Genomic DNA, 23,751 nt, shown 5'->3' on the forward strand with positions numbered 1-23,751 from the left:
CCTACTTGAAGTACTCGGTGAGACGCGACACCGGCACGGCAGAGCCGTCCCGGTTCCGGAGGGAAGCCGCGATCGCGGCATCGTCTTCGGCGTGCGCCTTCTTCGAGTAGTCCAGATGGTTCGATATGTGCGCGCAGGCCTGCAGAACCGTCTGGACCTGCGAGGTCCATACCGAGACCGTCGTCTCCAGCTCGACTCCGAGGGCGAATTTGCTCGCCTTCAACGTTGCGGCGGCCTGCATCGTGGAACCGGCCCCCTCCTTGTTCGACCCGGCGCCGGCGATGTCGGCCTGCTTCTGCAACTTGCCGTGCAGCAGGAAGGCCTCGTGGCCCACGCCACCGAGGTCGTCCTGGTGTGCGACCAGATCGGCCTGACCGCTGCCGCCCCCCGGGCCGCCGGGCAGCTGGTTGAGCCGCATCGACACCTGCCGTTGGGCGGCCACCTCGGCCTTCGCGCTCTCCCACTCATTCCATGCCATCAGGTCATTTCACCACGGCCTTGAGACAGCGCAACTGGGATACCTGCCACGGCTGTTGGGCCTTCGGCGAGGTCAGCCCAGTGTGGCCATGCGCGTGTACGCGATCACGCCGAGGGCGAGCGGCAGGACGAGCCACCACGGGCCCAGGGCGCGGCGGATGCTCGGGACGAGGGTGATCAGCAGGCCGAGCACGCTCAGGCACAGGGAGATGAAGCACATGGCGTCGATGCGCTCGTAGCCCCGGTGGTCCCAGTCGCCCCGGGGGCCTGCGAGGACGGCCGAGAGGACGGCAGCGGCGTTCAGCAGGTGGAGGATCCCGAGCGGGACGCCCAGGACCCACTGAAGACAGCCCCGGTCCTCGGGCAGATCGATGTTTTCGCGCCCGTACGTCATCGCCTTGCGTCCTTCACCCTGCCGATGACGCAGTGGACGATCAAGCGGTTCCCGGGTCCGGAGTCGGCCGTATAGTCGGCTGCTCTTGTCCAAGAGGCCTACGGGGGAACGACGGTGACGGTGGGAGAGATACGCGCGGCGGCACGGATCACCGGGCGGCGCAACGCACTGCGCTACCTGGTGATCGGCGTGGGCGCGTCACTGCTCGCGGCATGCGGGCCGGGCAAGGACCGGGCCGCCCCGCCACCGTCCGGCCCCGGGGGAGCCCCCGGCCCCTCCGGGTCCCCCACCACCGGTGGGCCCTCCGGCGCCACCGCCGCCCCGACCGCGTCGACCGGGGCGGCGTCCACCGCAGCCTCGGCTCCCGCCACCTCGGGTGTGGCCGCCCGGGCCTTCGACGCCTTCGTCAAGGGCAACTGGAACCTGGAGTCCACCACCCCGAACGGCAAGACCGTGAAGGGAGCGGCCACGGTCATGGCGGACGGCGGCGGGAACGGCGGCTTCACGATCACCTGGACCGGTGGCGGCTCCCCGGTCACCTGGAACGGCGGCTGGCTGCTGCGCGGCGGCCACCTCAGCCTCGACGTCGCGGGACGTACGGGCCGCGGCGCTTCTCACGTTACGCACGGACGGCCACGCTGAGTGACGTGATCTCTCAACTCGTCAACTTTCACGTCCAGCTCTCCGCCACCCCCCCCGCGGCGCCCCGCTGGCCCGCCTGCTCACTGTGGAACAACTGCGTGGCTGGGGGCTCCCCCTGGTGGCGCCCGCGCACATCGTGGCCGAGCTCGCCGCCAACGCCGTGACCCACGGGCGCGTCCCGGGGCGGGACTTCCGGCTGGCGCTCACCGTCACCTCGGGCACGCTGCGCATCGAGGTGACGGGCGCCCGGCGAGACCGGATCCCGCAGATCCGCGACTCGGGGCGGGGGCTCGTCCTGGTCGAAGCATTTGCGGACCGTTGGGGCGTCAGGGAAGGGCCGGCTCCGTGCAAGGTGGTGTGGGCGGACGTCTCCCTCACGGCCGGGTCGCGGGGCGCCGCGATCCGGCGTGCCTAGACGCATAAAGAGCCAAAGAACCGGGGGAAAGAACCAACCAACCCAACCCCACCGGCCCGCGTCGCTCGGTCGGGTGAACCGTGCCAACTCAACTGGATTTCGCGCCGGTTGGCGGGCAGATGCTCGCCCCGACAACCGCAGACATGAGACGGCCCCCGGCGGGACTGCCATCCCGGCCGAGGGCCTGACCAACCAGGAAGCAGCATCTTCCCAATGGCTCTTGAGCACACTAGCGCGCCCTCGCGTTCCTCGTCCCGAGTTCCCGCCGGGACCCCCCGATACGGTGTCATTCACGTCAACACGAGGCACGCCCGTCACTTCACCGTGGTCGGCAACCACCTGCTCCAGCACTCCGACCTGTCGGCGACGGCCATCGGGGTCGCGGCGTACATCCAGTCACTGCCCGATGGTGCCCCGGTCGGCATCAAGGCGCTCACCGAGCGGTTCCGGGAGGGGGAGATCCGGATCGGTTCCGCCCTCCGGGAGCTGGAGGCGCACGGGTACCTGGAGCGGCGGCGCGTACGGCTGGACACGGGGCAGGTGGTGACCCGTACGTACTCGTACAACAACCCGGGGGCCCCGGCCGGGCCCCCGCCCCCACCGCCCTCCCCGCCCCCACAGGAGCCGGACCCAGCCGGGCCCGGAACCGCGGCCGCAGCCCGAGCCGCCCGCGGCGGGGCCGGTCGATCCCCGGGCAGCGGGCGTCCTCGCCGACCTGCGCGGCCGTGACCCGCGGCTGCTGCTGTCCGAGCGGGACGTACGGAGGCTCGCGCCGGCCCTGTCGCTCTGGCTGGAGCGCGGGGCCGATCCCGAAGCCGTCGGGCCGGCGCTGTCGGCGAACCTCCCCGAGCCGCTCCGCCACCCCGCATCGGTCCTCGCGTACCGCCTGGCCGCCCTGCTCCCGCCGCACCTGCCCAAGGCGCCCTCCAAGCCGGAGGTCAGACGGCCGGACCCGTTCCAGACCTGCGACGGCTGCGACCGTGCCTTCCGCGCCCCCGAACCGGGCCGCTGCCGGGACTGCCCTCCCGACGCGGCGGTCGCGGCCTGACCGCTTCCCGCGTGGAGGCGTATGGGCGGCGGGTGGAGGAGTCGTGCGCACGGCGGTCAGGGCCTGTCGAGAGGGTGGTCAGGGCGATGACTCGTCCGTAGATTACCGGCGGTAACGCCGGAGTCGAGCCGAGGAGAGCGCCGTGGAAGCCCTGCCGGAGCCGGTCCAGCCCGTGATCACCGCCGTCGACGGGGTCGTTCGGGAGGTGGAGGTCCCCGCGCTGGTCGGGGTGCCGGGGAGCGGGTCGCTCGGGGACATCCCGTTCCTGAACGCCCGGGAGGCGCCGCGGGAGGCGGTGCTCGCCCGGAAGGAGCGGGACGGCAGCTGGCGGGACGTCACCGCCGCCGAGTTCGCGGCCGAGGTGATGGCCGTCGCCAAGGGCCTGATCGCGGAGGGGCTGCGCGAGGGGGACCGCCTCGCGATCATGGCCCGTACGACGTACGAGTGGACCTTGCTGGACTTCGCCGGCTGGGCGGCCGGGCTGGTCACGGTACCCATCTACCCGACCTCCTCCGCGCTCCAGGCCCGCTGGGTCATCCAGGACTCCGGCGCCGTCGCCTGTGCCGTCGAGGACACCGCGCAGGCGCGCATCATCAGCGCCGAACGGGCCCAGCTGCCGTGGCTGGCGCACCTGTGGGAGTTCGACACCGGGGCGCTGGCCCGGCTGGTCAAGGCCGGGGAGCACCTGCCGGACGCCGTCGTGCACGCGCGCCGGGCCCTGCGTACGCCCGACTCCGTCGCCACGCTCATCTACACCTCCGGGACCACCGGACGGCCCAAGGGCTGCGTGATCACCCACGGCAACTTCTTCGCCGAGGTCGACAACTCCGTGGAACTGCTCCATCCCGTCTTCAAGTCGGTGAGCAGGGAGCCCGCGTCGACCCTGCTGTTCCTGCCGCTGTCGCACGTCTTCGGGCGGATGGTGGCCGTCGGCTGCCTGCGGGCGCGGGTGAAGCTCGGACACGCGCCGAGCATCCGTACCGAGGACCTCCTCGCGGACCTGGCCGGATTCCAGCCGACGTTCCTGTTGGCCATCCCGTACGTCCTGGAGAAGGTCTACAACACCGCGCGGGCCACCGCCGAACGGATGGGCCGCGCCGCGTCCTTCGACCGGGCGGCGCGGATCGCGCAGCGGTACGGGGAGGCGGCGGTGGAGGGCAGGGCCGCGGGGGTCACCCTGCGGGCGGCGCGGTCCCTGTACGAGCCGCTGGTCTACCGCCGGATCCGGGCGGCGCTGGGTGGCCGCGTGCAGTACATCCTGAGCGGCGGCTCCCCCCTGGGGCGGCGGCTCGCGGCCTTCTACACCGGGGCGGGCGTCGAAGTCTTCGAGGGGTACGGGCTCACCGAGACCACCGGCGCCAGCACGGTCACGCCGCCGCTGAAACCGAAGCTCGGGACGGTGGGGTGGCCGCTGCCGGGTACGGCGGTACGGATCGCGGAGGACGGGGAGGTGCTGCTGCGGGGCCGGCACGTGTTCACGGGGTACTGGAACTCGGCCCAGGCGGTCCAGGGCGGTGACGGGTGGTTCGCGACGGGGGACATCGGCGAGCTGGACGGGGAGGGATACCTGACGATCACCGGCCGCAAGAAGGACCTGATCATCACCTCCGGCGGCAAGAACGTGGCCCCGGCCCCGCTGGAGGACTGCCTGCGGGCTCATCCGCTGGTCGGACAGTGCATGGTCGTCGGCGACAACCGGCCCTACGTCACGGCGCTGATCACCCTGGAGCCGGAGGGGCTGGCGCACTGGCGGCAGATGCGGAAGAAGACCGGCGTGCCCATGAGGGAGCTGGTGGCGGACGAGGAACTGCGGGCCGACCTCCAGTGGGCGGTGGACGAGGCGAACCGGCTGGTGTCGCGGGCGGAGTCGATCCGGCGGTTCGCGGTGGTGGCGGGGGAGTTCACGGAGGCGCGGGGGCAGTTGACGCCGTCGCTGAAGCTGAGGAGGGGCGTGGTGGCGCGGGACTACGCGCACGAGATCGAGGCGATGTACCGGACGCCGCCGTCCGGGAACGGGTAGGCCCGCCGGCGGAGGGGTCGGGTGTCGCCCCGGGTTGCTTCGCCGTGCAGGGGGGCCCGGGGGCGCCTAGGGTGGGGGCCGATGGGTCCCGGGGGGTTGCCCTAGGAGGGTGGCGTGCCCCAGTCCCGGTCCGGTTTTCTTCGTGCCCGTGCCCGTGCCGATGGGCGTGCCCGTGCCCGTGCCCGTGCCCAGGCCCCGGCCCCGGCCCCGGCCCCGGCCCGTGGGCGTTCGCGGGCCCGGATCGGTGTCGTCGTCGGCGGTGGTGTCGCGCTGCTGGCCGCCTCCCTGGGCGTGGCGCAGGACCCCCGGCCCGGTATCCGGTGGGGCGAGTGCGCCCAGACGGCCGTGCCCGCCGGGATGCGGTGCGGGACCCTCGACGTGCCGCTGGACCACACCCGTCCGGGGAAGGGCGTCGTACGGGTGGCCGTCGCCAAGCTGCCCGCCACCGGGCACCCCGACCGGCGGCTCGGCTCGCTGCTGCTGAACTTCGGCGGCCCCGGCGCCCCCGGCATCGCCGGACTCGCCGCCGACCCCGCCGCCTTCGCCGCCCTCGGCGAGCGCTACGACCTCGTCGCCTTCGACCCCCGCGGGGTCGGCCACAGCGAGCCCGTCAGCTGCGGCGGCTCCCAGCAGACCGACCCGGCCTCCGACAAGGACGCCGCCGCGCGGCTGGCGGCCCTGCGCGCCGTCGTCCGGCGCTGCGAGCTCGCCTCCGGCCCCGTCCTGCCGTACATCGGCACGGTGAACGTCTCCCGGGACCTGGACCGCATCCGCCAGGCACTCGGCGAGGCCAAGCTCAACTACCTCGGCTTCTCGTACGGGACCCGCCTCGGCGCGGTGTACGCCGCCCAGTTCCCCCGCACCACCGGCCGGATGGTCCTCGACGGCGTCGACACCCTCACCGAACCGCTGGTCGAGCGGGCGCTCGTCACCGCGCGGGGCCGGCAGCAGGCCCTGGACGAATTCCTCGCCTGGTGCGCCCGGCGGAAGGACTGCGTCTACGGCGCCGACCCCCGCACCGCCCAAGAGAAGGTCGGTGCGCTCGTCCGCCGGCTCGACGCCGAACCGCTCGTCGGCGAGGACGGCTCGTACTTCACCGGCCAGGACGCCGTCTCCTCCCTCGCCACCGCGCTGGACGCGAAGCAGACGTGGCCCGTTCTCGCCGCGGGCCTCGCCCTCGTGGAACGGGAGCGCGACCCGGGCGGCCTGCTCCGGCTCGGCGGCCCGACGCAGCCGCCGCGCGGGCAGAGCGGCGCCGCGGCCCCCGCACCGCCTGCACCTCCCGTACCCCCCGTGCCCGCCGACAACGGCGCGGCCGCACTGACCGCCGTGAACTGCGCCGACGACCCCGGCCACAGCCGGGACGAGGCCGGTGCCGCGGCCCTCGCGCAGGAGATCGACGGGCTGGAGGAGGACTTCCGCCGGGCCTCGCAGGTCTTCGGGCCGCAGCAGCTGGCGGCCGTGCTCTCCTGCTACGGCCGCCCCGCAGGCACCGACTTCCTCCGCAGGATCGACCAGCCGGCCGGGCTCCCGCGCATGCTGCTCGTCGGCACGCGCGCGGACCCGGCGACCCCGTACCGCTGGACGCAGGAGACGGCGCGGCGCCTCGGCGGCCCGGCGGTGGTCCTGGACCACCACGGCGTCGGCCGCACCGGCTACTCCGCCTCGCGCTGCGTACGGGAGCACGTGACCCGCTTCCTGGTCGACGGCCGCCTCCCGGCAGGCCGCAGCTCCTGCCCCGCCGGGTCTTAACGCGCGCTTCCTTACGGGCAGTTGGTGTGCGTCGAGCGCCCCGCGAAGCGGTCGGCCAGCCAGTTCCCGACCGCGAGGGAGTGCGTGATCACTCCGCTGACGTGCTCGCCGACCCAGATCGTGTCCCACTCCACGTTCGCGCCCTTCGCACACCACTCGGAGCGCAACTGCCGGCCGACGGCGTACGGGATGAGCTCGTCGCCGAGCGCGTGGTACTGGAGCACCGGCGCGGCCGGGGCCGTCCGCCCGAGCCTGCTCTGGTTCAGGCGGGCCTGCCAGTCCGGCTGGTCGAGCGGATTGCGGGTGGTGAGGTCGGAGATCCGCTTGAACGATCCGGCGATGGCGTCGATGGCCACGCAGCCGTCTCTCATCCCGCCGACCAGCGCCTTGCCCGCCGGGTTGAGGTACGAGTCCAGTTTCAGCTCCGGGAAGGCCGCGTCCTGCCCGGCGGCCGCCATGAAGATGAGCCCCGACCCGTAGGAGCCGTTGTTGAAGTCGGCCACCTCCATCAGGTCGGCCGGGACCCCGCCCGTCGCCGTGCCCTTCACCTTCAGCTCCGGGGCGTACGAGCCCTGCAGCTCGGCGGCCCAGCTGCTGGCCTGGCCGCCCTGGGAGTAGCCCATGATGCCCACCGGGGTGTCGGCCGGGAGGCCCGCCTCGGGCAGCCGGGTCGCCGCGCGCGCCGCGTCGAGCATGGCGTGGCCGGCGGAGGGGCCGACGGTGTAGGTGTGGACGCCCGGAGTGCCCAGGCCCTCGTAGTCGGTGACGACCACGGCCCAGCCGCGCAGGGTGAGCTGCTGGATCAGGTTGGCCTCCATGGCGGTGCCGTGGGGGAGGTTGTTGCTCGGCGCGCAGGAGTCGCCCATGCCGACGGTGCCGACGGCGTACGTGACGAGGGGACGCGGGCCGGTGCGGCCGTCCTGGGGGACGATCACGGTGCCGGAGACCACGTTCGGGGCACCGTCCGCGGTGGTGGAGCGGTATTGGATCTTCCAGGCCTTGGTGGCGGTGGGCTGGCCGGGCAGCGGGTGGAAGGCGGAGGGCGCGACGGCGACGAGGTCACCGGGGCGGCCGGCCTCCGCGGCCGGCTCCGCCGCGGCGGCGGTGGCGGGCACCGAGGCCGTCAGGGCCAGGGCGGCCACGGCGGCGAGGCTGCTGCGGCGCGGACGCGGGGGGATTCGAAAACGCATGGCGGCTCTCCCAACGGTTCGATCCGTGCGGGGTGGGTGAGGAGAAGGTAGTGACCGACCGGTCGGAAGGTCGCTGACCGCGCAGCTCAGCTTTCCTGACGGGATCTCACACCCCACCCGGCACGCCCGCGCCGCCGAAACGGGGCCTCAGCCGCCCGAAACGCAGCCTCAGCCGCCCGAAGCGATCCGGTACGCCCCCGGCGTCGTCCCCGTCCACCGGCGGAACGCCCGGTGGAAGGCGGTGTCCTCCGAGAAGCCGAGCCGCGCCGCCAGCTCCGCGATCGGCTCACCGCCCTCCGCCAGCCCCGCGATGGCCGCATCCCGCCGCACGTGGTCCTTCAACTGCTGGAACGAGGTCCCCTCCTGCTGCAGCCGCCGCCGCAACGTCGCCGGGGACACCGCCAGCCGCGCCGCCACCTCCCCGAGCGCCGGCAGCCGCGGCGAGCCGCGCAACTGCCCGGCCAGCGCTCGCCGCACCTGCTCCGAGACCGTCGTCCCGTACTCCGGCCGCGACAGCAGGTCGAACGGGGCCCGGCGCAGCATCGCATCCAGCGCCGCCTCGTCCCGTACGAGCGGCGCGGCCAGCCAGTGCGCCTCGAAGACCGCGCCCGTCCGGTCCTCCCCGAAACGGACCGGGCAGTCGAAGAGGACCGCGTATTCGTCGCGGTGCGGCGGCGGCGGATAGGAGAAGCGGGCGGACACGAGCGGAATCCGGCGCCCGACCAGCCAACTGCTCAGCCGGTGGAAGATGGCGAGCACGCACTCGGTCAGGAACCGCTCCTCGTCCCGCGCGAAGTCGTTGCGCACGGTGAAGCGGGCCTCGGCGCCGTCCACTTCGAGCTCCAGCTCCGGCCCGCCCGGAAACAGCCCGTAGAACGCCGCCGCCCGCTCCACGGCCGCACCGAGATCCCGGCAGCCCAGCGAGGCGTGGCACATCATCGCGAAGGTGCCGGGCCGGCTCGGCACGGAGGACAGGCCGAGGAACTCGTCCTGCGTGCTCCGGTACAGCGCCCGGAACAGCCGGACGAACTGCGCCGACGTGACCCGGGCCCGGTCGTCGCCGAGCAGCAGCGGCGGGATCTGCGCCTCCTGGAGCAGCGGCACGGTGTCGATGCCGCTGCGCGCCGCCCCGGCCAGCACGGCGCGCACATGGTGCACGGTGACCGTCCGCCTCCCCATGCCTTCGACGGTAGCCCCAATGAGCGCCGGGGTCAGCGGGGGTGACGCTTCCGGTCATGCCCGGGGCCGTCCGGCGGTGGCTAGCGTCAAAGGTCACCGATCCGGGAGGGGTGCGCGATGAACGGTCGGCCGAGCACGTTGGCGGTCTTCACCCAGTGGACCGAGGAGCGGTACGGCCAGGAGACCGCGCTGCGGTTCCGAGGACAGCAGGGCGGGTGGGAGACCCGTACGTATGCGGAACTGGGGGCGGCGGTACGGCAGACCGGGCGCGCCCTGCTCGGCCTGGGAGTCGGGGCCGGCGAGCGGGTGGCGGTCCTGGCCGAGACCCGGCCGGCCTGGACGTACACCCACTTCGCGATCCTGGCGGCGGGGGCGGTCCTCGTACCGGTGTACCCGACGGCGGGGGAGGAGGAGCTCGCCTGGGTCCTGGCGGACTCCGAGGCGGTGGCCGTGGTCTGCGACGACGCGGCCCAGGCCGCAAGGGTGGAGGCGCTGCGGGCGAAGCTGCCGGCGCTGCGCGCGGTCGTACGGATGGACGCGCTGCCGCGACTCGACCCGGCCCCGGAGCCCGAACTCCTCGCTCGGGCGGATGCCGTGGAGCCCGGCGCGGACGCCGCAATCGTCTACACCTCGGGCACGACGGGCCCGCCGAAGGGGTGCCGCCTCACCCACGCCAACCTGGGCGCCGTCCAGGACGCGACGCTCCCGCTGGTCCAGGGCGGCCCGGGCGACTCCACGTACCTCTACCTCCCCCTCGCGCACCTGCTGGCGCAGCTGATCCAGTTCACGACCCTGCTGGAGGGCGGTGAGCTGTGCTATTTCGGCGGCCGGATCGAGGAGGTGCTGTCGGAGCTCGCCGAAGCCAGGCCCACCCATCTGCCTTCGGTGCCACGGCTGTTCGAGAAGGTGCACGCGGTGGTGCTCTCCCTGGCGGAGGCGCAGGAGGGCGGCGCCGAGCGTTTCCGGGAGGCGGTGCGGCTCGGGCTGCTGGCGGCGGAGAACCGGCTGCCGGAGTCGGCCCGGGAGGTGTACCGGGAGGCGGAGACATCGCTGTACTCCCTGGTCCGCGGCGCGTTCGGAGGCCGGCTGACCTGGGCGCTGACCGGCGGAGCCCCGATCGCCCCCGCGACCCTGGACTTCCTGCGGGCCTGCGGGATCGCCGTCTACGAGGGCTACGGCATGACCGAGTCGGGCGGGGTGATCAGCCTCAACCACCCGCGCGCCGTCCGCCACGGCACGGTCGGCCGCCCGATCACGGGCTGCGAGGTGCGCATCGCGCAGGACGGGGAGGTCCTGGCCCGGGGGCCCATGATCTTCCCGGGCTACCACGCGAACCCCGCAGCGACGGCGGAGGCCCTGGATGCGGAGGGCTGGCTGCGCACGGGCGACCTGGGGGAACTGGACGAGGACGGCTACCTGCGGATCACCGGCCGGAAGAAAGAGCTGATCATCACCTCGGCGGGCAAGAACATCACCCCGACGGAGGTCGAGTTCGCCCTCCAGCGCTCCCGGTACGTCTCCCGGGCGGTCCTGATCGGCGATCACCGCCCCCACCCGGTCGCCCTGATCACCCTGGACGCGGAGGAGACCACGGCGTGGGCGAAGCGCGAGGGCCTGGCGCTGACCCCCCGAGAGGCGACAGCCCACCCGGTGCTCCGCGCCCTGATCGAGGAGGCGGTCACGGCGGCCAACGCCACGGTCTCCCGCCCGGCCCGCATCCGCGCCTTCCACATCCTGCCGGAGGACTTCACGGTGGAGTCGGGCACCCTGACCCCCACCCTGAAACTGCGCCGCGGGGCGGTGGCGGAACGCTACGCGGCGGAGATCGAGGCGCTGTACGGCTGAGGGGGCGTCGGGGGCGGGGTGACCGCGTGCGGGGGTTGGAGGCGGGGCGGGGGCTTCGGGGGATGCCCGCACCCGGGATCGAAGGGTGGGGCGGGGGCTTCGGGGGTCGGGATGCCCGCACTCGGCATCAGGGGAGGCCCGGGGTCGGGGTGGTCGGGATGCCCGCACCCGGGGTCGGAGGGGGTCCGGGGGCGTCCCGTCAGTCGACTGTCCTTCCGTGTCGGTCCGGCCCGTCAAGGGCGCTCCTCCTCGTTCCTCGTCGTCGCGTCGCTTCGCGATGGCCTTCGGCCACCCTTGACTGCCCGGCCCGCCCCGGAAAGACAACAGACTGCCGGGAAGCCCCCGGGGAATGGCCGGGGGGTTCGTGTTCAGGGGCGGGCCCGTCAGCGATCCACGGGCCGATCCCGGCTGCCATGTCCCCATCCGGGGCCGATAGATCCCCTTTCCGAGCCCAGGTCGGGTCAAGTCGCAGACGACGCCAATCAGATGGGCATCCGGGGCCCACAAGGGCCACCATCGCGTCAGATCGCTACACAGCCCGTCACGGCATAGCGTCCCCGGCCCGTCCGGGGTCGCTCATAGCCGCCACAGATCGCTACACAGCGAGGCCCTGATTGGCGTCGGACGGCCGTTTGGGGAAGGCGCCATGGATCGCTACACAGTTGATGTCGGCATAGCGTCCGCGGCCCGCCTGGGGAAGGCGCGATAGATCGCTACACAGCGGGGCTCGGTTTGGCGTCCGACGGCCGTCTGGGGGAGGGGAGGGGCGCCATCGACGCAGGCATGACGCCAGCCATGCCTCTGCGGCCTGTTTGCCCCAATTTGGCGGCCAGTTGGTCGATGGATGGGCCCTTGACTGCGCGCGTGATGACGAAAAGCCTGGCATCCGGCTCCTTCTGAGCCCTTTCGGGCCTCCAGAGGCCCACGAAGGGTCCCCAATGCCCTCAAAGGGCCGCCGTGGGGTTGAATGGCGCTCGGATCGGTCCAGATTGCGGTCAGTCGGCTTGTCTGATGTCAGCAGACGGCACACGAGTCATCCCAGGGCCTCGGTAGTGCTGAACAGTTCGTCGTCACGTCCCATCAACCCCAGAGGAGCCGCGGACGCTATGCCGGCCTCGGCTGTGTAGCGATCTGGCGCGCCTCTCCCGGCCGCAGACGGCCGTCGGGCGCCAACGGAGAGAAGCCCTGTGGGGTCTGTGGCGGCCTATGAGCAACTCCAGACGGTCGCCGGCCGCCAAAGCAAGATCAGCTGTGTAGCGAGCTGTCGCGGCTATGAGCGACCCCAGACGGGCCGGAGACGCTATGCCGAGACCGGCTGTGTAGCGATCTGACGCGATGGTGGCCCCTGCGGGCCCCGGCTGCCCATCTGATGGGCGTCGTCTGCGGCTTGACCCGACCTGGGCTCGGGAAGAGGGGACGGTCGGCCCCGGATGGGGAACTGGCGGCGGGAAACGGCCCGGGCATCGCTGACGGGCCCGCCCCTGAACACGGACCCCCCGGCCACCCTTCGGGGGCTTCCCGGCAGTCTGTTGTCTTTCCGGGGCGGGCCGGGCAGTCAAGGGTGGCCGAAGGCCATCGCGAAGCGACGCGACGACGAGGAACGAGGAGGAGCGCCCTTGACGGGCCGGACCGACACGGAAGGACAGTGGACTGACGGGACGCCCCCGGACGTTCCCTGATGCCGGGTGCGGGCATCCCGACCCCCGACGCCCCCGCCTCGCCTTTCGCTCCCGCATGCGGGGATTCCCGACCCCCACCCGCCCCCGCCTCGTCCCGCCCCCGAGTGCGGGATCCCGCCCGTCGCGGCGGCCGCGCGGGGTCAGGTCAGGACGTCGTCCTGGTGGGCCAGGATTTGGTGCCAGGCGGCTTCGTGCCGGTCGCGGGCGGCTTCGTCGTAGAAGCCGGCATGGGTGAGGTGGAGGCGGGTGCCGATGGGGTGCGGGCCGAACTCGACGGTGACCACCGTCTCCGCCCCTGCCGTTCCGTCCCGGCCCGTGACCCAGGTGAGCTCCACCAGCCGGCCCGGCTCCAGGCGCAGGAAGCGCCCGTAATGGGGGTGCCGGGCCCCGGGGGACTCCGTCTCGAAGAAGAACGGCGCGTTGACCTCCGGCCTCATGAGGACCGAGTCCGGTGCGGCGAACCAGCGGCCGAACCTCGCGGTCCACGCCACGTACAGGGTGTGCGCGTTCGCGATCATCGTGCGTTCGACGGTCAACCGGTGCGGGCGGTCCGACAGGTCGGGGATGCGGATCGGATCGGCGGTCATGGCGGCTCCCGGCTCGGTGCGTGACGCCAGCGTGGCCGTCACCCTAGTGGCCGGGAAGCTCCTCGGGGCGCCGGAACACCCGCTCCCGCGCGTTCTCGTAGGACTGCAGCTCCCACAGGTTGCCCTCGGGGTCGCGGACCTGCGCGGTGCGCAGCGTCGGCCCCCACTCCGGGCGGTCGGCCGGCGGGGCCGCGGGGGCGGCGCCGTGGGCCAGGCAGGCGGCGTAGGCCGCGTCCACATCCGGGACGCGACTGACCAGCATCGTGCGGTCGTCGGGGGCGGCCGCGGGACGGGGTGTCACCGGGGCGGGGGTCGCCACCCGGTCGAGCAGGGCCAGGACGCCCTGGTCGCCCACGTCCCAGGAGGCGTACGGGCCTTCGGCGGTGCCGCGGGTGCGGGTGGCGCCGAGGAGCGCGGGGAGCAGGGCGTCGTAGAAGCGGAAGACCGCGTCGAAGCGGGCGGTCAGGAGGCGGGGGTGCAGGGCGTCCATGCCGGCTCTCCTTCGAAGGATGGCGAAGGCCTGATTGGTAGGGCGGATTAGTAGGGTGGCACCTACTATTGGTTCCACCCTACGATAGGTCCATGACCTTCCCCGCGACGCCCCGACTGGCCGCGCTCACGCCCTACTTGCTCTCGAAGGTGGGCAAGACTGCCCGCGCCCTGGTCGCCGAACGGCTCGCGGCCCGCGGGCTGCGGCTGTGGGACATGGCGGTGCTCGCCGCCCTCGCCGACCACGGCCCGCAGGTGCAGCGCGAGCTCGCCGAGCGGCTCGACGTGCACCCGAGTGACATGGCGAAGGTGGTCGACGGGCTGGCCCGGACCGGCCGCGTCGAGCGCGAGCGCGACCCGGCGGACCGCCGCCGGGTGCTGGTGCGCATCGCCGAGCCGGGGCGCCGGCTCCTGGAGGAGCTGACCGGGGAGACGGCGGCCGTACGCGACGAGCTGCTGGCCCCCCTGGACGAGGCCGAACGGGCCACCCTGCACGAGCTCCTGCTCCGCGTGCACCTGCACGGCGCAGGCCGCTGACCCGGCTCAGGGCGCGGACATGGCCCTGATCTGGGCCGTGTCGTCCTCGTGACGGCGCAGGGCGACGGTGAGGGCACCGGAGGCGTACTGGTAGACCCCGCCGGCTGCCAGCGGCACGGAGACCAGCAGGAGGCCGAGCAGTTCGGCCCAGTCCCGCGCACCGGCGCAACGGTCGCCCTCGGCGTCGGCGTAGGAGCGGGTACCGAAGTCCCCGTCGTCGTAGAACACCCGGGAGGCGCAGTCGTGGCTGCGTCCGTTGTGGTCGAGGGTGAACGGCACGAACAACTGGTAGGCGAGCCAGAGCCATATGCCGCTCGCCGCGAGAAGAAGGCCGAATCCGACGGTCCGCCTGCGCTCCGCACGCGCGCGGAAGGCCGCCTCGTGCACCTCAGTCGCCTCTGCTGTCATGTACGCCGACGCTAGCAGCGCGGACCGGCGGTCATGAACGGTCAAACCGGCGGGCTTTGGGGCCTTTCCGGCACGGCTGTGAGGTCTTTGTGTGGGGTCTTTGTGCGTTCTGTCGCCGGACCCGGTGAAGTCGAGACGAATGGTGTGCCACAACTGCCGGGGTGGCGGCGAGTCGCGCCCGAATACCTGATAGACAGTGAATATTCACGGCTCGACCCGCCGTATACGTTGCCGGCCGCCTTGGGGGGATCGCCGCACTGTGAAGCCGCTTCACCGTCACCTCGTCAACACCTCGCGCAAGGTCCTGTGCACGGCCGCGCTCGCGGCCAGCCTGACGACCGCCGCCGTGGTGACCAACACGTCCACCGCCGACGCGGGCGAGTCCGAGCCGACGCCGGACAGCCCGCAGGCCGCCGACCGCGGCGACGCGCGGCTCGACCTGCCCGACGCGGTCGCCGACCCGGCCGCGCCGCCCGCCGCCGGAGCGGGCGAGGGGGCCAGCGGCATACCCGGGACCGCCCTCGACGCGTACCAGCGCGCCCAGACCGCGGTGGCCGCCGCGCTGCCCGGCTGCCACCTTCCCTGGGAGCTGGTCGCGGGCATAGGCCGGGTCGAGTCGGTCCACGCCTCGGGCTACGGGCTGAAGGCCGACGGCTCCACCGAGAAGCCGATCCGGGGCCCCCGTCTGGACGGCAACGGCTTCGCCAAGATCATGGACACCGACAAGGGCGAGTGGGACGCGGACTCCGTCTACGACCGGGCCGTCGGCCCGATGCAGTTCATCCCCTCCACCTGGGCCACCTGGGGTGCCGACGGCAACGGCGACGGCAAGCGCGACCCGAACAACATCTACGACGCGGCGCTGGGCACCGGGCTCTACCTGTGCGCGGGCGACCGCGACCTCTCGGATCCGGCCAAGCTCGACAAGGCGATCCTCAGCTACAACGACTCCCGCGAGTACGTGAACACCGTGCTCGGGTACATGCACCAGTACCAGAACGGCGCCGTCCAGGTGCCGAACCCGCCCGTCGGCAGCTACCCGACCCCGTCGACTCCGGTGCTGCCCACCCCGAGGTCGAACCCGCCGGCGCAGACGAAGCCCGTCACGCCGAAGCCGACCCCGACGCCGACTCCCACCCCGACGCCCACGCCGTCGAAGCCGGCCGAGCCGCAGAAGCCGACCCCGCCGGCCCCGCACCTGGACAAGCTGGAGCTGCTCGGGAGCGCCGAGCTGAAGGCCGAGGCCGGGGCCGCCATCACCGTGCCGCGGGTCAAGGCGGTGCTCAGCGACGGCAAGCCGGCCGCCAAGCTGAGCCTGCTGTTCGAGATCAAGGACGACACCACGGGTGGCACCGGCTTCGGTGCCGAGGCCAAGGACCACCTGGTGGTGGAGACCGACAGCGAGGGCATCGCGGCGGCGGCCGAGCTCAAGGCCGGCGCCAAGGCGGGCACCTTCACCCTGCGGATCGCGGGCTACGACACCACGACCAAGGTCACGGCGAACCTCACCGGCACGGTCACGGCGAAGCCGCTCCCGGTCGCGGACAAGCTGACCCGGACCGGCCCGGATGCGGCGAAGCCGCTGGAGGTCGTCGCCGGCACCAGCCTGAAGGGCGTCCAGCTGACGGCCACCGCCCAGGGCAAGCCGGTGGAGGGGACGCAGGCCACCGCCGCTCTCGTCGAGCCGGACGCGGCGGGCAGCGGCTGGGTGCCGGTGGATCCGGCGAAGACGAAGGGTCCGTACTTCAAGGGCAAGGACGGCGAGAAGCTGTTCACCCTGGACCTCGCCCCGACGGGCGCCGACGGCACGATCGCACTGCCGGAGCTGTTCACCGCGGACGTGGCGCCGGGCACGTACCACCTGCGCGTGATCACCAAGGAGAAGGTCGTCCTGATCCTGGACCTCAAGATCACCGCGCCGCCGGCGTAGCCGGCCGACGGGAAGGCAACGGCCCCCGTTCCGTGTCCGGCAGGGACACGGAACGGGGGCCGTCCCCGTGAGCCGTCAAGGCGCAAAAGGCAGGAGCCCCGCAACCTCCGCTCGCACGGAGGAGGCAGGGCTCCTTGGGTACTGCTATCCAACCCGCGATGAGGTTGGCCCAGGCGACTAGGCCGGGGTGACGTTCTCCGCCTGCGGGCCCTTCGGACCCTGCGTGACGTCGAAGTTCACCGTCTGGTTCTCCTCAAGGGAGCGGAAGCCAGAGGCGTTGATCGCGGAGTAGTGGACGAAGACATCCGGGCCGCCGCCGTCCTGGGCGATGAAGCCGAAGCCCTTTTCAGCGTTGAACCACTTCACGGTTCCGGTAGCCATGAGCCCTCCTATGGGCCAAAGGGTCGCCCTGCTCCAGAACCTGCTAAGAAGTCTGAAAACTACAAAAGCCTGCGGGTCACATTCTCCGCAGGCCTCGTACTGCAAGGGAAACCAAACTGCAACTTGCGTCGAGCCTAGCACGCAGAGTGCGGCCGAGACCAGAGGGAAAGATCACGTCACTCGGACGTTTGAGGGCCGCCTGAAGGCTGACGGAGGCCCGGCGGCTAGTCTCGCGATGTGGATGTCTATCGCAGTCGCCCCCGCGTGGGCCACATTCAGTTCCTGAACTGCCTTCCCCTCTACTGGGGGCTGGCCAGAACCGGCACGCTGCTGGACCTGGAGCTGACCAAGGACACCCCCGAGAAGCTGAGCGAACGCCTCGTCGACGGGCAGCTGGACATCGCCCCCATCACCCTCGTGGAGTTCCTCCGCAACGCCGACCAGCTCGTCGCCTTCCCCGATCTCGCGGTCGGCTGCGACGGCCCGGTCATGTCCTGCGTGATCGTCTCCCAGGTGCCGTTGACCCGGTTGGACGGCGCGCGGGTCGCGCTCGGCTCCACCTCGCGCACGTCCGTGCGCCTCGCCCAGCTGCTGCTTTCGGAGCAGTACGGGGTCCGGCCCGACTACTACACCTGCCCGCCCGACCTGGGCGTGATGATGCAGGAGGCGGACGCGGCCGTGCTGATCGGTGACGTCGCGCTGCGCGCCTCGCTCCACGACGCACCCCGGCTCGGCCTCGACGTGCACGACTTGGGGCTGATGTGGAAGGAGTGGACCGGACTGCCGTTCGTCTTCGCCGTCTGGGCCGCCCGCAAGGACTACCTCGCCCGCGAGCCCGTCGTCGTGCGCAAGGTCCACGAGGCCTTCCTCGCCTCCCGGGACCTGTCCCTGGAGGAGGTCGCCAAGGTCGCCGAGCAGGCGGCCCGCTGGGAGGCCTTCGACGCCGACCTGCTGCAGCGGTACTTCACGACGCTCGACTTCCGCTTCGGACCCGATCAGCTGGCCGGCGTACGGGAATTCGCACGCCGTACGGGAGCGACGACGGGCTATCCCGCGGATGTCACCGTGGAGCTCCTGAAGACCGCCGCGGAGCATCCGCTGCGCTGATATGCCGTTTCCCGGGAATTCGCGATCTTTTCGCATTCCCGTCGCCTCGGGAGAATCCCCCCGGGGACGGCCTTCGCGCCGGCGGTGGTCGGCGTGCGACGTGCTCCGGTGCCCTCCTCTCCTCTCCTCCGGGTCTCCTCTGCTCCGGGCGGCGCGGGCGGCGGGGCGGGGCCACCATGGAAGGCAAGGGGACGCCTGTCGTCGCCGGCCGCGAGCGTCATACGCCAAGGGGGCCGTTCGGAGTTCCGCCATGACCAATCGCAAGGTCGGCCGAGACATCACCGTCCTGGGTGACAGCCTCGAAGTGCCCGGGATCGGTTTCCTCCCGGTCAACGCGTTCGTCCTGCACGCCCGGGAGCCCGTCGTCGTGGACACGGGCCTCGGACTGCCCGACCGCGACTTCCTGGAGGCGCTGGGCTCCGCGCTCGACCCCGCCGACGTGCGGTGGATCTGGCTGACGCACCCCGACCGGGACCACACCGGGGGGCTGTTCGCCCTGCTGGAGGCCGCCCCGCAGGCACGGCTCGTGACCACGTTCATCGCCGCCGGGATCATGTCCTGCGAGCGGCCGCTGCCGATGGACCGGGTCTTCCTGCTCAACCCCGGGCAGTTTCTGGACGTCGGGGACCGTTCGCTCGCCGCGTTCCGGCCGCCGCTCTTCGACAACCCCGCGACCGTCGGGTTCTACGACGACCGCTCGCGGGCCTGCTTCAGCTCGGACTGCTTCGGCGCGCCGATGCCGAGCGCGGACCTCGCCGACGGCGGTGACGCGGCGGCGGTCGGTGCCGAGGACCTGCAAGCCGCGCAGCTGCTGTGGGCTTCTGTGGACAGCCCGTGGGTGCACATCGTGGACCGCGACCGCTACCTCGCCACGGTGGCGCCGCTGCGCGAGATGGACCCGGAGACCGTGGTCTCCACGCACCTCCCGGCGGCCGTCGGGATCACCGAACAGATGATCGGGACGGTGAGCCTCGCGGCGGGCATCGACCCGTTCGTCGGCCCGGACCAGCAGGCGCTGGAGCAGTTGCTGGCCGGCTTCGAGCCCCGCGGGCCGTCCGCCCCCGCACCCGAAGGAGCGGTGCCCGTCACCCCCACGTGAACGCGAACCCCGCCTGCCCCGACCACGCACCCCCTAAGGTGCTGCTTGGCGTTCGCACAACCACGGGGGAGGCAACGCGATGCAGCCGCTCGAAGCGGACGAGCCGCGGACCATCGGCGCGTACCGGCTGCTCGGCCGGCTCGGCGCGGGTGGCATGGGACGCGTCTACCTGGGCCGCAGCGCGGGCGGGCGGACCGTCGCCGTCAAGATCGTGCACCCGCATTTCGCCGCCGACGAGGAGTTCCGGGCCCGGTTCCGCCGGGAGGTGGAGGCCGCGCGGCGGGTCGGCGGCGAGTGGACCGCGCCCGTACTGGACGCCGACCCGGAGGCGGCGGTGCCGTGGGTGGCCACCGGGTACGTCGCCGGGCCGTCCCTGGCCCGGGCCGTGGCGGCGCACGGGCCGCTGCCGCAGGGCTCGGTGCGGGCCGTCGGCGAGGGGCTGGCCCGCGCGCTGGTGGCGGTGCACGGGCTGGGCCTGGTCCACCGGGACGTGAAGCCGTCGAACGTGATGCTCACCCTGGACGGGCCCCGGCTGATCGACTTCGGGATCGCCCGGGCCACCGACGGCACCGCCTCGCTGACCTCCACCGGGGTGTCCGTGGGCTCGCCGGGGTACATGGCGCCCGAGCAGATCCTCGGCAAGGGCGTCACCGGCGCGGCCGACGTGTTCTCGCTGGGCGCGGTCCTGGCCTTCGCGGCGACCGGGCAGCCGCCCTTCACCGGGGACAACTCGGCCACCCTGCTCTACAAGGTGGTGCACGAGCCGCCGGACCTCGCCGAGGTCCCGGCGGGCGAGCTGCGCGAGCTGATCGCGGCCTGCCTGGCCAAGGCGTCCGCCGACCGGCCCGCGCCGCAGGACCTCGCGGCGGCGCTGGACGGCGCCCTGGCCGCCCCCGGCCGCCTCCCCGCCCCGCTGGTGGAAGAGGCCAGCCGCGCCGCGGTGGCCTTGCTCGACCTGGAGGCCGCCCCCGCCCAGGCCGTGGAGGCCGCCCCTGCCCAGGTCGTGGAAGCCGCTTCCGGCCCGGTTCCGTTCCCGGTCTCCGGGAGCTTCGGGGCGCCCGACCCCTCGTACGGGCCCTCCTACGGCAGCGCGGGCACGGGCGCCCCGTACGCGCAGTACGGGCCCTACGGGCCGCCCACCGAGACCGCCGGGGCGGCGGTGCCGCAGCCGCGGACCGCCCCCGACCCGGGCCGCCAGGTCACGGTCAGGGCCGCCGGGCGCCGCTTCAGCTGCACGCTGGTCCTGGCCGCGGCGGCCGTACTGGCCGTGCTGTCCGGCGGGATCTACGGGCTGGACCTGCTGCGCGGCGGCAGGGACCAGCACGCTTCGGGCGACGCCGCCGAGCCCCCCTCGGGTTCCGGCTCGGCCGCGGCCACTGCACCGACCACGGGCGGCGCCACCGGCTCGGCCCCGCCCCGGGGCACCCGCACCGATGTCCCGAAGGAGCTGACCGGCACCTGGAAGGGCACCGTGACCACCGCCCGGGCGGGGGTGCCCAGCGAGTTCCAGATCACCATCAAGGGCGGCAAGGTCGGCGAGGTCGTCGCCCGGGACAAGTCGATCCTGCCCCTCCTGGGCACCGACTGCAGCGGCGACTGGAAGCTCGCCTCCGCCACCGACCGCTCCCTCGTCCTGGACACCTCGGGCGGCCCCAACCCGGCGCCCGGCATCTGCTCCAACGGCTCCGCCGACGAGCGGTTCACCCTCAACGCGAACGGGACACTCCACTACAGGTCGGGTGACGTGCCCGCCGGAAACCCGGAGGGCGACCTGACCCGCGTCCCGTGAGAGCCCCTTGGAATCCGGTGAGCGGGGCTGGCGTAGGCTGGATCGGTCCGGACCTCTTGACACACCGCCGAAAGGTGACGCACCGGTGACCGACCAGGCCGCTCTCCAGTCTGTCCTCGACCGCGCCGCCGCAGGGGGCCGCATCACCAAGGAAGAGGCGCTCGACCTCTACCGCCACGCCCCGCTGCACGCGCTCGGCCAGGCCGCCGACGCGGTGCGCCGCCGTCGCTACGCCGGCACCGAGCACATCGCGACGTACATCATCGAGCGCAACATCAACTACACCAACGTGTGTGTCACGGCATGCAAGTTCTGCGCCTTCTACGCGGCCCCCAAGGACACGAAGAAGGGCTGGTCCCGCGACCTCGACGACATCCTGCGCCGCTGCGCGGAGACCGTGGAGCTCGGCGGCACGCAGATCATGTTCCAGGGCGGCCACCACCCGGACTACGGCGTGGAGTACTACGAGGAGCACTTCTCCGCCATCAAGAAGGCGTTCCCGCAGCTGGTCATCCACTCCCTCGGCGCGTCCGAGGTCGACCACATGGCGCGGATCTCGGGCGTGAGCGCCGAGGAGGCCATCCGCCGCATCCACGCGGCCGGTCTCGACTCCTTCGCCGGCGCGGGCGCCGAACTGCTGCCGGAGCGGCCGCGCAAGGCGATCGCGCCGCTCAAGGAGTCCGGCGAGCGCTGGCTGGAGATCATGGAGATCGCCCACAAGCTGGGCGTGGAGTCCACCTCCACCATGCTGATGGGCACCGGCGAGACCAACGCCGAGCGGATCGAGCACATCGCGATGATCCGTGACACGCAGGACCGCACGGGCGGCTTCCGCGCCTTCATCCCGTACACGTACCAGCCCGAGAACAACCACCTCAAGGGCCGTACCCAGGCGACGGTCTTCGAGTACCTGCGGATGATCGCCATTGCGCGGCTGTTCCTCGACAACATCGCCCACATCCAGGGCTCCTGGCTGACCGTCGGCAAGGAGGCCGGCCAGCTGTCCCTGCACTACGGCGCGGACGACCTCGGCTCGATCATGCTGGAGGAGAACGTGGTCTCCTCCGCCGGTGCCAAGCACCGCTCGAACCGCCAGGAGATCATCGACCTGATCCGCAAGGCGGGCCGGGTCCCGGCGCAGCGCGCGACGACGTACGAGCACCTCCTGGTGCACGACGACCCGGCGAACGACCCGGTCGACGACCGCGTGGTCTCTCACATCTCCTCCACGGCCATCGAGGGCGGCACCGCGCACCCCGAGCTGAAGCTCATCTCCTCCAACTGACGCCCCCGTGCTGACGCTTCACACCGCCGACCTCCTCGTCCCCGGGCCGGGCCGCGCGCCGCAGCCCGGCGGGGCGGTCCTCGTCGAGGGCGACCGGATCATCCTGGTGGGCCCGTACGAGGAGCTCGGCGCGGCCTGGCCGTACGCGCGGGTCCGCCGCTGGCCCGGGGTGCTGACCCCGGGGCTGCTGGTGCACGGGGCGGACGCGCTGCTGGAGCGGACGTACTACCCCGACGACCCGTACGAGGTCACCGAGCTGGGCAGCGTGCCCATCAGCGGAGCCGAGGCGCTGGCCGACCTGAAGATGACCGAGGCCCGCTGGGGCCACAGCGCCCGGCGGGCCACGCAGAAGCTGCTGGCGCGCGGGGTGGTGGCGGTGACCGGGCGGCTCACCGTCCCGGCGGTGCGGACGGCGGTGGTCCGCTCGGGCCTGGCCGTACTGCCGCCCGCCGCCGGACACCACGGCGACGCCGCGTCGCTGGACCCGTTCGCCGGACGGGACGCGGCCGCGCAGGCCTTCCACGGGATCCTGGAGCCGGGCGCCCCGGCCCGCTTCGCGGTGTTCGCGGTGGCGGACCCGGCGGAGCTGCTCGCCCGGGGGGCGACGACGTGCGTGGCCACGGTCATCGGGGGCCGGCTGCTGCACCGCCGGCGCTGAACCGGCCGCCCGCCGCGGGGCGAACCCCCGGCGCCGCCGTCCTGCGCGCCGGGTGTGCCCTGCCCCCGGCGCCCGGGGGCGGGGGCGCCTGCGAGAATGGCCCGGTATCAGCCCACCCGTACCGCACCTGAGGGGCCCACGCCAGTGACCCGCGCTTCCCTGGACAAGCAGCCGCACGAAGTCGCCTCCATGTTCGACGGTGTGGCGGCGAAGTACGACCTCACCAACGACGTCCTGTCCCTGGGCCAGGCCCGCCTGTGGCGCAAGGAGGTCGCCAAGGCGGTCGGCGCCCGCCCGGGCCACACGGTGCTGGACCTGGCCGCCGGGACCGCCACCTCCTCGCTGCCGTTCGCCGCGACCGGCGCGTACGTGGTCCCCTGCGACTTCTCCCTCGGCATGCTGCGGGAGGGCAAGAAGCGCCACGCATGGCTGCCGCTGACCGCCGGTGACGCGACGAAGCTGCCGTTCCGGGACGAGGTCTTCGACACGGTGACGATCTCCTTCGGCCTGCGCAACGTGCAGGACACCGACGCCGCGCTGCGCGAGCTGTACCGGGTGACCAAGCCGGGCGGTCAGGTCGTCATCTGCGAGTTCTCGCAGCCCACCTGGGCACCGTTCCGGACCGTCTACATGGAGTACCTGATGCGTGCGCTGCCGCCGGTGGCCCGCGCCGTGTCCTCCAACCCGGACGCGTACGTGTACCTCGCCGAGTCGATCCGCGAGTGGCCGGACCAGCCCGGGCTGGCCGCGCTGCTGCAGAAGGCCGGCTGGTCCAAGGTGGCCTGGCGCAATCTGAGCGGCGGCATCGTGGCGCTGCACCGCGGCACGAAGTAAGCGCGG

The 23,751-nt window shown here is 72.8% G+C and carries 22 protein-coding genes; 14 read left to right on the forward strand and 8 right to left on the reverse strand.

Translation table 11 applies throughout. The features are described from left to right. Position 1 precedes the first annotated feature (1 nt). Together AC0666_RS21020 and AC0666_RS21025 are read right to left on the reverse strand one after the other, a co-directional pair. A complete protein-coding gene (locus tag AC0666_RS21020) occupies positions 2-478 on the reverse strand; it encodes a hypothetical protein (RefSeq protein WP_478708115.1) in 477 nt (158 codons plus the stop codon). Positions 479-550: 72 nt separating this feature from the next. After that, positions 551-871, reverse strand: a complete 321-nt coding sequence (locus AC0666_RS21025; RefSeq protein WP_468962702.1) for a hypothetical protein — start codon at positions 869-871, stop codon at positions 551-553. Between the two features lie 120 nt (positions 872-991). Between AC0666_RS21025 and AC0666_RS21030 the strand changes: the two genes are divergently transcribed. The 5 genes from AC0666_RS21030 (at position 992) to AC0666_RS21050 (ending at position 6,748) form a co-directional block, all read left to right on the forward strand. Continuing rightward, entirely contained in the window at positions 992-1,513 is a 522-nt protein-coding gene (locus tag AC0666_RS21030) for a hypothetical protein (RefSeq protein WP_478708116.1), read from the forward strand. An 85-nt stretch (positions 1,514-1,598) separates the two neighbouring features. Continuing rightward, the gene (locus AC0666_RS21035) at positions 1,599-1,928 is read left to right on the forward strand and encodes an ATP-binding protein (protein WP_468962706.1); all 330 of its coding nucleotides are present in this window, start codon (positions 1,599-1,601) and stop codon (positions 1,926-1,928) included. A gap of 324 nt (positions 1,929-2,252) precedes the next feature. Continuing rightward, the gene (locus tag AC0666_RS21040) at positions 2,253-2,657 is read left to right on the forward strand and encodes a hypothetical protein (RefSeq protein WP_478708117.1); all 405 of its coding nucleotides are present in this window, start codon (positions 2,253-2,255) and stop codon (positions 2,655-2,657) included. A gap of 461 nt (positions 2,658-3,118) precedes the next feature. Beyond that, the gene (locus AC0666_RS21045; protein ID WP_468962710.1) at positions 3,119-4,996 is read left to right on the forward strand and encodes an AMP-dependent synthetase/ligase; all 1,878 of its coding nucleotides are present in this window, start codon (positions 3,119-3,121) and stop codon (positions 4,994-4,996) included. A 114-nt stretch (positions 4,997-5,110) separates the two neighbouring features. Then, on the forward strand, positions 5,111-6,748 hold the full coding sequence (locus tag AC0666_RS21050) for an alpha/beta hydrolase (protein ID WP_478708118.1): 1,638 nt from the start codon (positions 5,111-5,113) through the stop codon (positions 6,746-6,748). Positions 6,749-6,759: 11 nt separating this feature from the next. Here AC0666_RS21050 and AC0666_RS21055 read toward each other — a convergent pair whose 3' ends face one another. Together AC0666_RS21055 and AC0666_RS21060 are read right to left on the reverse strand one after the other, a co-directional pair. After that, positions 6,760-7,938, reverse strand: coding sequence for a lipase family protein (locus AC0666_RS21055; protein WP_468962713.1), 1,179 nt, complete (start codon positions 7,936-7,938; stop codon positions 6,760-6,762). A 168-nt stretch (positions 7,939-8,106) separates the two neighbouring features. After that, a complete protein-coding gene (locus AC0666_RS21060; RefSeq protein ID WP_468962715.1) occupies positions 8,107-9,117 on the reverse strand; it encodes an AraC family transcriptional regulator in 1,011 nt (336 codons plus the stop codon). Positions 9,118-9,234: 117 nt separating this feature from the next. Here AC0666_RS21060 and AC0666_RS21065 point away from each other — a divergent pair, with 117 nt between their 5' ends. Continuing rightward, positions 9,235-10,962, forward strand: a complete 1,728-nt coding sequence (locus tag AC0666_RS21065; protein ID WP_478708119.1) for an AMP-dependent synthetase/ligase — start codon at positions 9,235-9,237, stop codon at positions 10,960-10,962. A gap of 1,819 nt (positions 10,963-12,781) precedes the next feature. Here the strand turns inward: AC0666_RS21065 and AC0666_RS21070 are convergent. Both AC0666_RS21070 and AC0666_RS21075 read right to left on the reverse strand, forming a co-directional pair. Further along, positions 12,782-13,228, reverse strand: coding sequence for an SRPBCC family protein (locus AC0666_RS21070; protein ID WP_468962719.1), 447 nt, complete (start codon positions 13,226-13,228; stop codon positions 12,782-12,784). A 43-nt stretch (positions 13,229-13,271) separates the two neighbouring features. Further along, positions 13,272-13,718 (reverse strand): VOC family protein, encoded by a 447-nt coding sequence (locus tag AC0666_RS21075; protein WP_468962721.1) that lies wholly within the window; start codon positions 13,716-13,718, stop codon positions 13,272-13,274. A gap of 92 nt (positions 13,719-13,810) precedes the next feature. Here AC0666_RS21075 and AC0666_RS21080 point away from each other — a divergent pair, with 92 nt between their 5' ends. After that, positions 13,811-14,254, forward strand: coding sequence for a MarR family winged helix-turn-helix transcriptional regulator (locus AC0666_RS21080; RefSeq protein WP_478708120.1), 444 nt, complete (start codon positions 13,811-13,813; stop codon positions 14,252-14,254). A gap of 6 nt (positions 14,255-14,260) precedes the next feature. Here AC0666_RS21080 and AC0666_RS21085 read toward each other — a convergent pair whose 3' ends face one another. Continuing rightward, positions 14,261-14,662: a hypothetical protein gene (locus tag AC0666_RS21085; RefSeq protein WP_468585014.1), complete on the reverse strand. Its 402-nt coding sequence runs from the start codon at positions 14,660-14,662 to the stop codon at positions 14,261-14,263. Between the two features lie 259 nt (positions 14,663-14,921). On the opposite strand from AC0666_RS21085, the gene AC0666_RS21090 reads away from it, so the two are divergent. Further along, on the forward strand, positions 14,922-16,592 hold the full coding sequence (locus AC0666_RS21090; protein ID WP_478708121.1) for a lytic transglycosylase domain-containing protein: 1,671 nt from the start codon (positions 14,922-14,924) through the stop codon (positions 16,590-16,592). Positions 16,593-16,769: 177 nt separating this feature from the next. Here AC0666_RS21090 and AC0666_RS21095 read toward each other — a convergent pair whose 3' ends face one another. Further along, positions 16,770-16,973: a cold-shock protein gene (locus AC0666_RS21095; protein WP_030012116.1), complete on the reverse strand. Its 204-nt coding sequence runs from the start codon at positions 16,971-16,973 to the stop codon at positions 16,770-16,772. A gap of 237 nt (positions 16,974-17,210) precedes the next feature. On the opposite strand from AC0666_RS21095, the gene AC0666_RS21100 reads away from it, so the two are divergent. The 6 genes from AC0666_RS21100 (at position 17,211) to AC0666_RS21125 (ending at position 23,745) form a co-directional block, all read left to right on the forward strand. Further along, complete coding sequence (locus AC0666_RS21100) at positions 17,211-18,080, forward strand: menaquinone biosynthetic enzyme MqnA/MqnD family protein (protein WP_478708122.1); 870 nt, start codon at positions 17,211-17,213, stop codon at positions 18,078-18,080. 250 nt (positions 18,081-18,330) lie between these two features. Next, positions 18,331-19,179, forward strand: coding sequence for an MBL fold metallo-hydrolase (locus AC0666_RS21105; RefSeq protein ID WP_468962731.1), 849 nt, complete (start codon positions 18,331-18,333; stop codon positions 19,177-19,179). Positions 19,180-19,258: 79 nt separating this feature from the next. Then, complete coding sequence (locus AC0666_RS21110; protein ID WP_478708123.1) at positions 19,259-20,968, forward strand: serine/threonine-protein kinase; 1,710 nt, start codon at positions 19,259-19,261, stop codon at positions 20,966-20,968. Positions 20,969-21,053: 85 nt separating this feature from the next. Beyond that, entirely contained in the window at positions 21,054-22,253 is a 1,200-nt protein-coding gene (gene mqnC, locus AC0666_RS21115; protein ID WP_468585007.1) for a cyclic dehypoxanthinyl futalosine synthase, read from the forward strand. A gap of 7 nt (positions 22,254-22,260) precedes the next feature. After that, positions 22,261-22,911 (forward strand): imidazolonepropionase-like domain-containing protein, encoded by a 651-nt coding sequence (locus AC0666_RS21120; protein WP_468962735.1) that lies wholly within the window; start codon positions 22,261-22,263, stop codon positions 22,909-22,911. A 144-nt stretch (positions 22,912-23,055) separates the two neighbouring features. Next, entirely contained in the window at positions 23,056-23,745 is a 690-nt protein-coding gene (locus AC0666_RS21125) for a demethylmenaquinone methyltransferase (RefSeq protein WP_361718686.1), read from the forward strand. Positions 23,746-23,751: the final 6 nt, after the last annotated feature.

This window comes from Streptomyces sp. NPDC043680 (assembly GCF_056436685.1).

Excerpts from the sequence above, each read along its gene's own strand:
- AC0666_RS21020 (WP_478708115.1), bottom strand. The coding sequence starts at position 478 with ATGGCATGGAATGAGTGGGAGAGCGCGAAGGCCGAGGTGGCCGCCCAA.
- AC0666_RS21025 (WP_468962702.1), bottom strand. The coding sequence starts at position 871 with ATGACGTACGGGCGCGAAAACATCGATCTGCCCGAGGACCGGGGCTGT.
- AC0666_RS21055 (WP_468962713.1), bottom strand. The coding sequence starts at position 7,938 with ATGCGTTTTCGAATCCCCCCGCGTCCGCGCCGCAGCAGCCTCGCCGCC.
- AC0666_RS21060 (WP_468962715.1), bottom strand. The coding sequence starts at position 9,117 with ATGGGGAGGCGGACGGTCACCGTGCACCATGTGCGCGCCGTGCTGGCC.
- AC0666_RS21065 (WP_478708119.1), top strand. The coding sequence starts at position 9,235 with ATGAACGGTCGGCCGAGCACGTTGGCGGTCTTCACCCAGTGGACCGAG.
- AC0666_RS21070 (WP_468962719.1), bottom strand. The coding sequence starts at position 13,228 with ATGACCGCCGATCCGATCCGCATCCCCGACCTGTCGGACCGCCCGCAC.
- AC0666_RS21075 (WP_468962721.1), bottom strand. The coding sequence starts at position 13,718 with ATGGACGCCCTGCACCCCCGCCTCCTGACCGCCCGCTTCGACGCGGTC.
- AC0666_RS21080 (WP_478708120.1), top strand. The coding sequence starts at position 13,811 with ATGACCTTCCCCGCGACGCCCCGACTGGCCGCGCTCACGCCCTACTTG.
- AC0666_RS21085 (WP_468585014.1), bottom strand. The coding sequence starts at position 14,662 with ATGACAGCAGAGGCGACTGAGGTGCACGAGGCGGCCTTCCGCGCGCGT.
- AC0666_RS21095 (WP_030012116.1), bottom strand. The coding sequence starts at position 16,973 with ATGGCTACCGGAACCGTGAAGTGGTTCAACGCTGAAAAGGGCTTCGGC.
- AC0666_RS21105 (WP_468962731.1), top strand. The coding sequence starts at position 18,331 with ATGACCAATCGCAAGGTCGGCCGAGACATCACCGTCCTGGGTGACAGC.
- AC0666_RS21110 (WP_478708123.1), top strand. The coding sequence starts at position 19,259 with ATGCAGCCGCTCGAAGCGGACGAGCCGCGGACCATCGGCGCGTACCGG.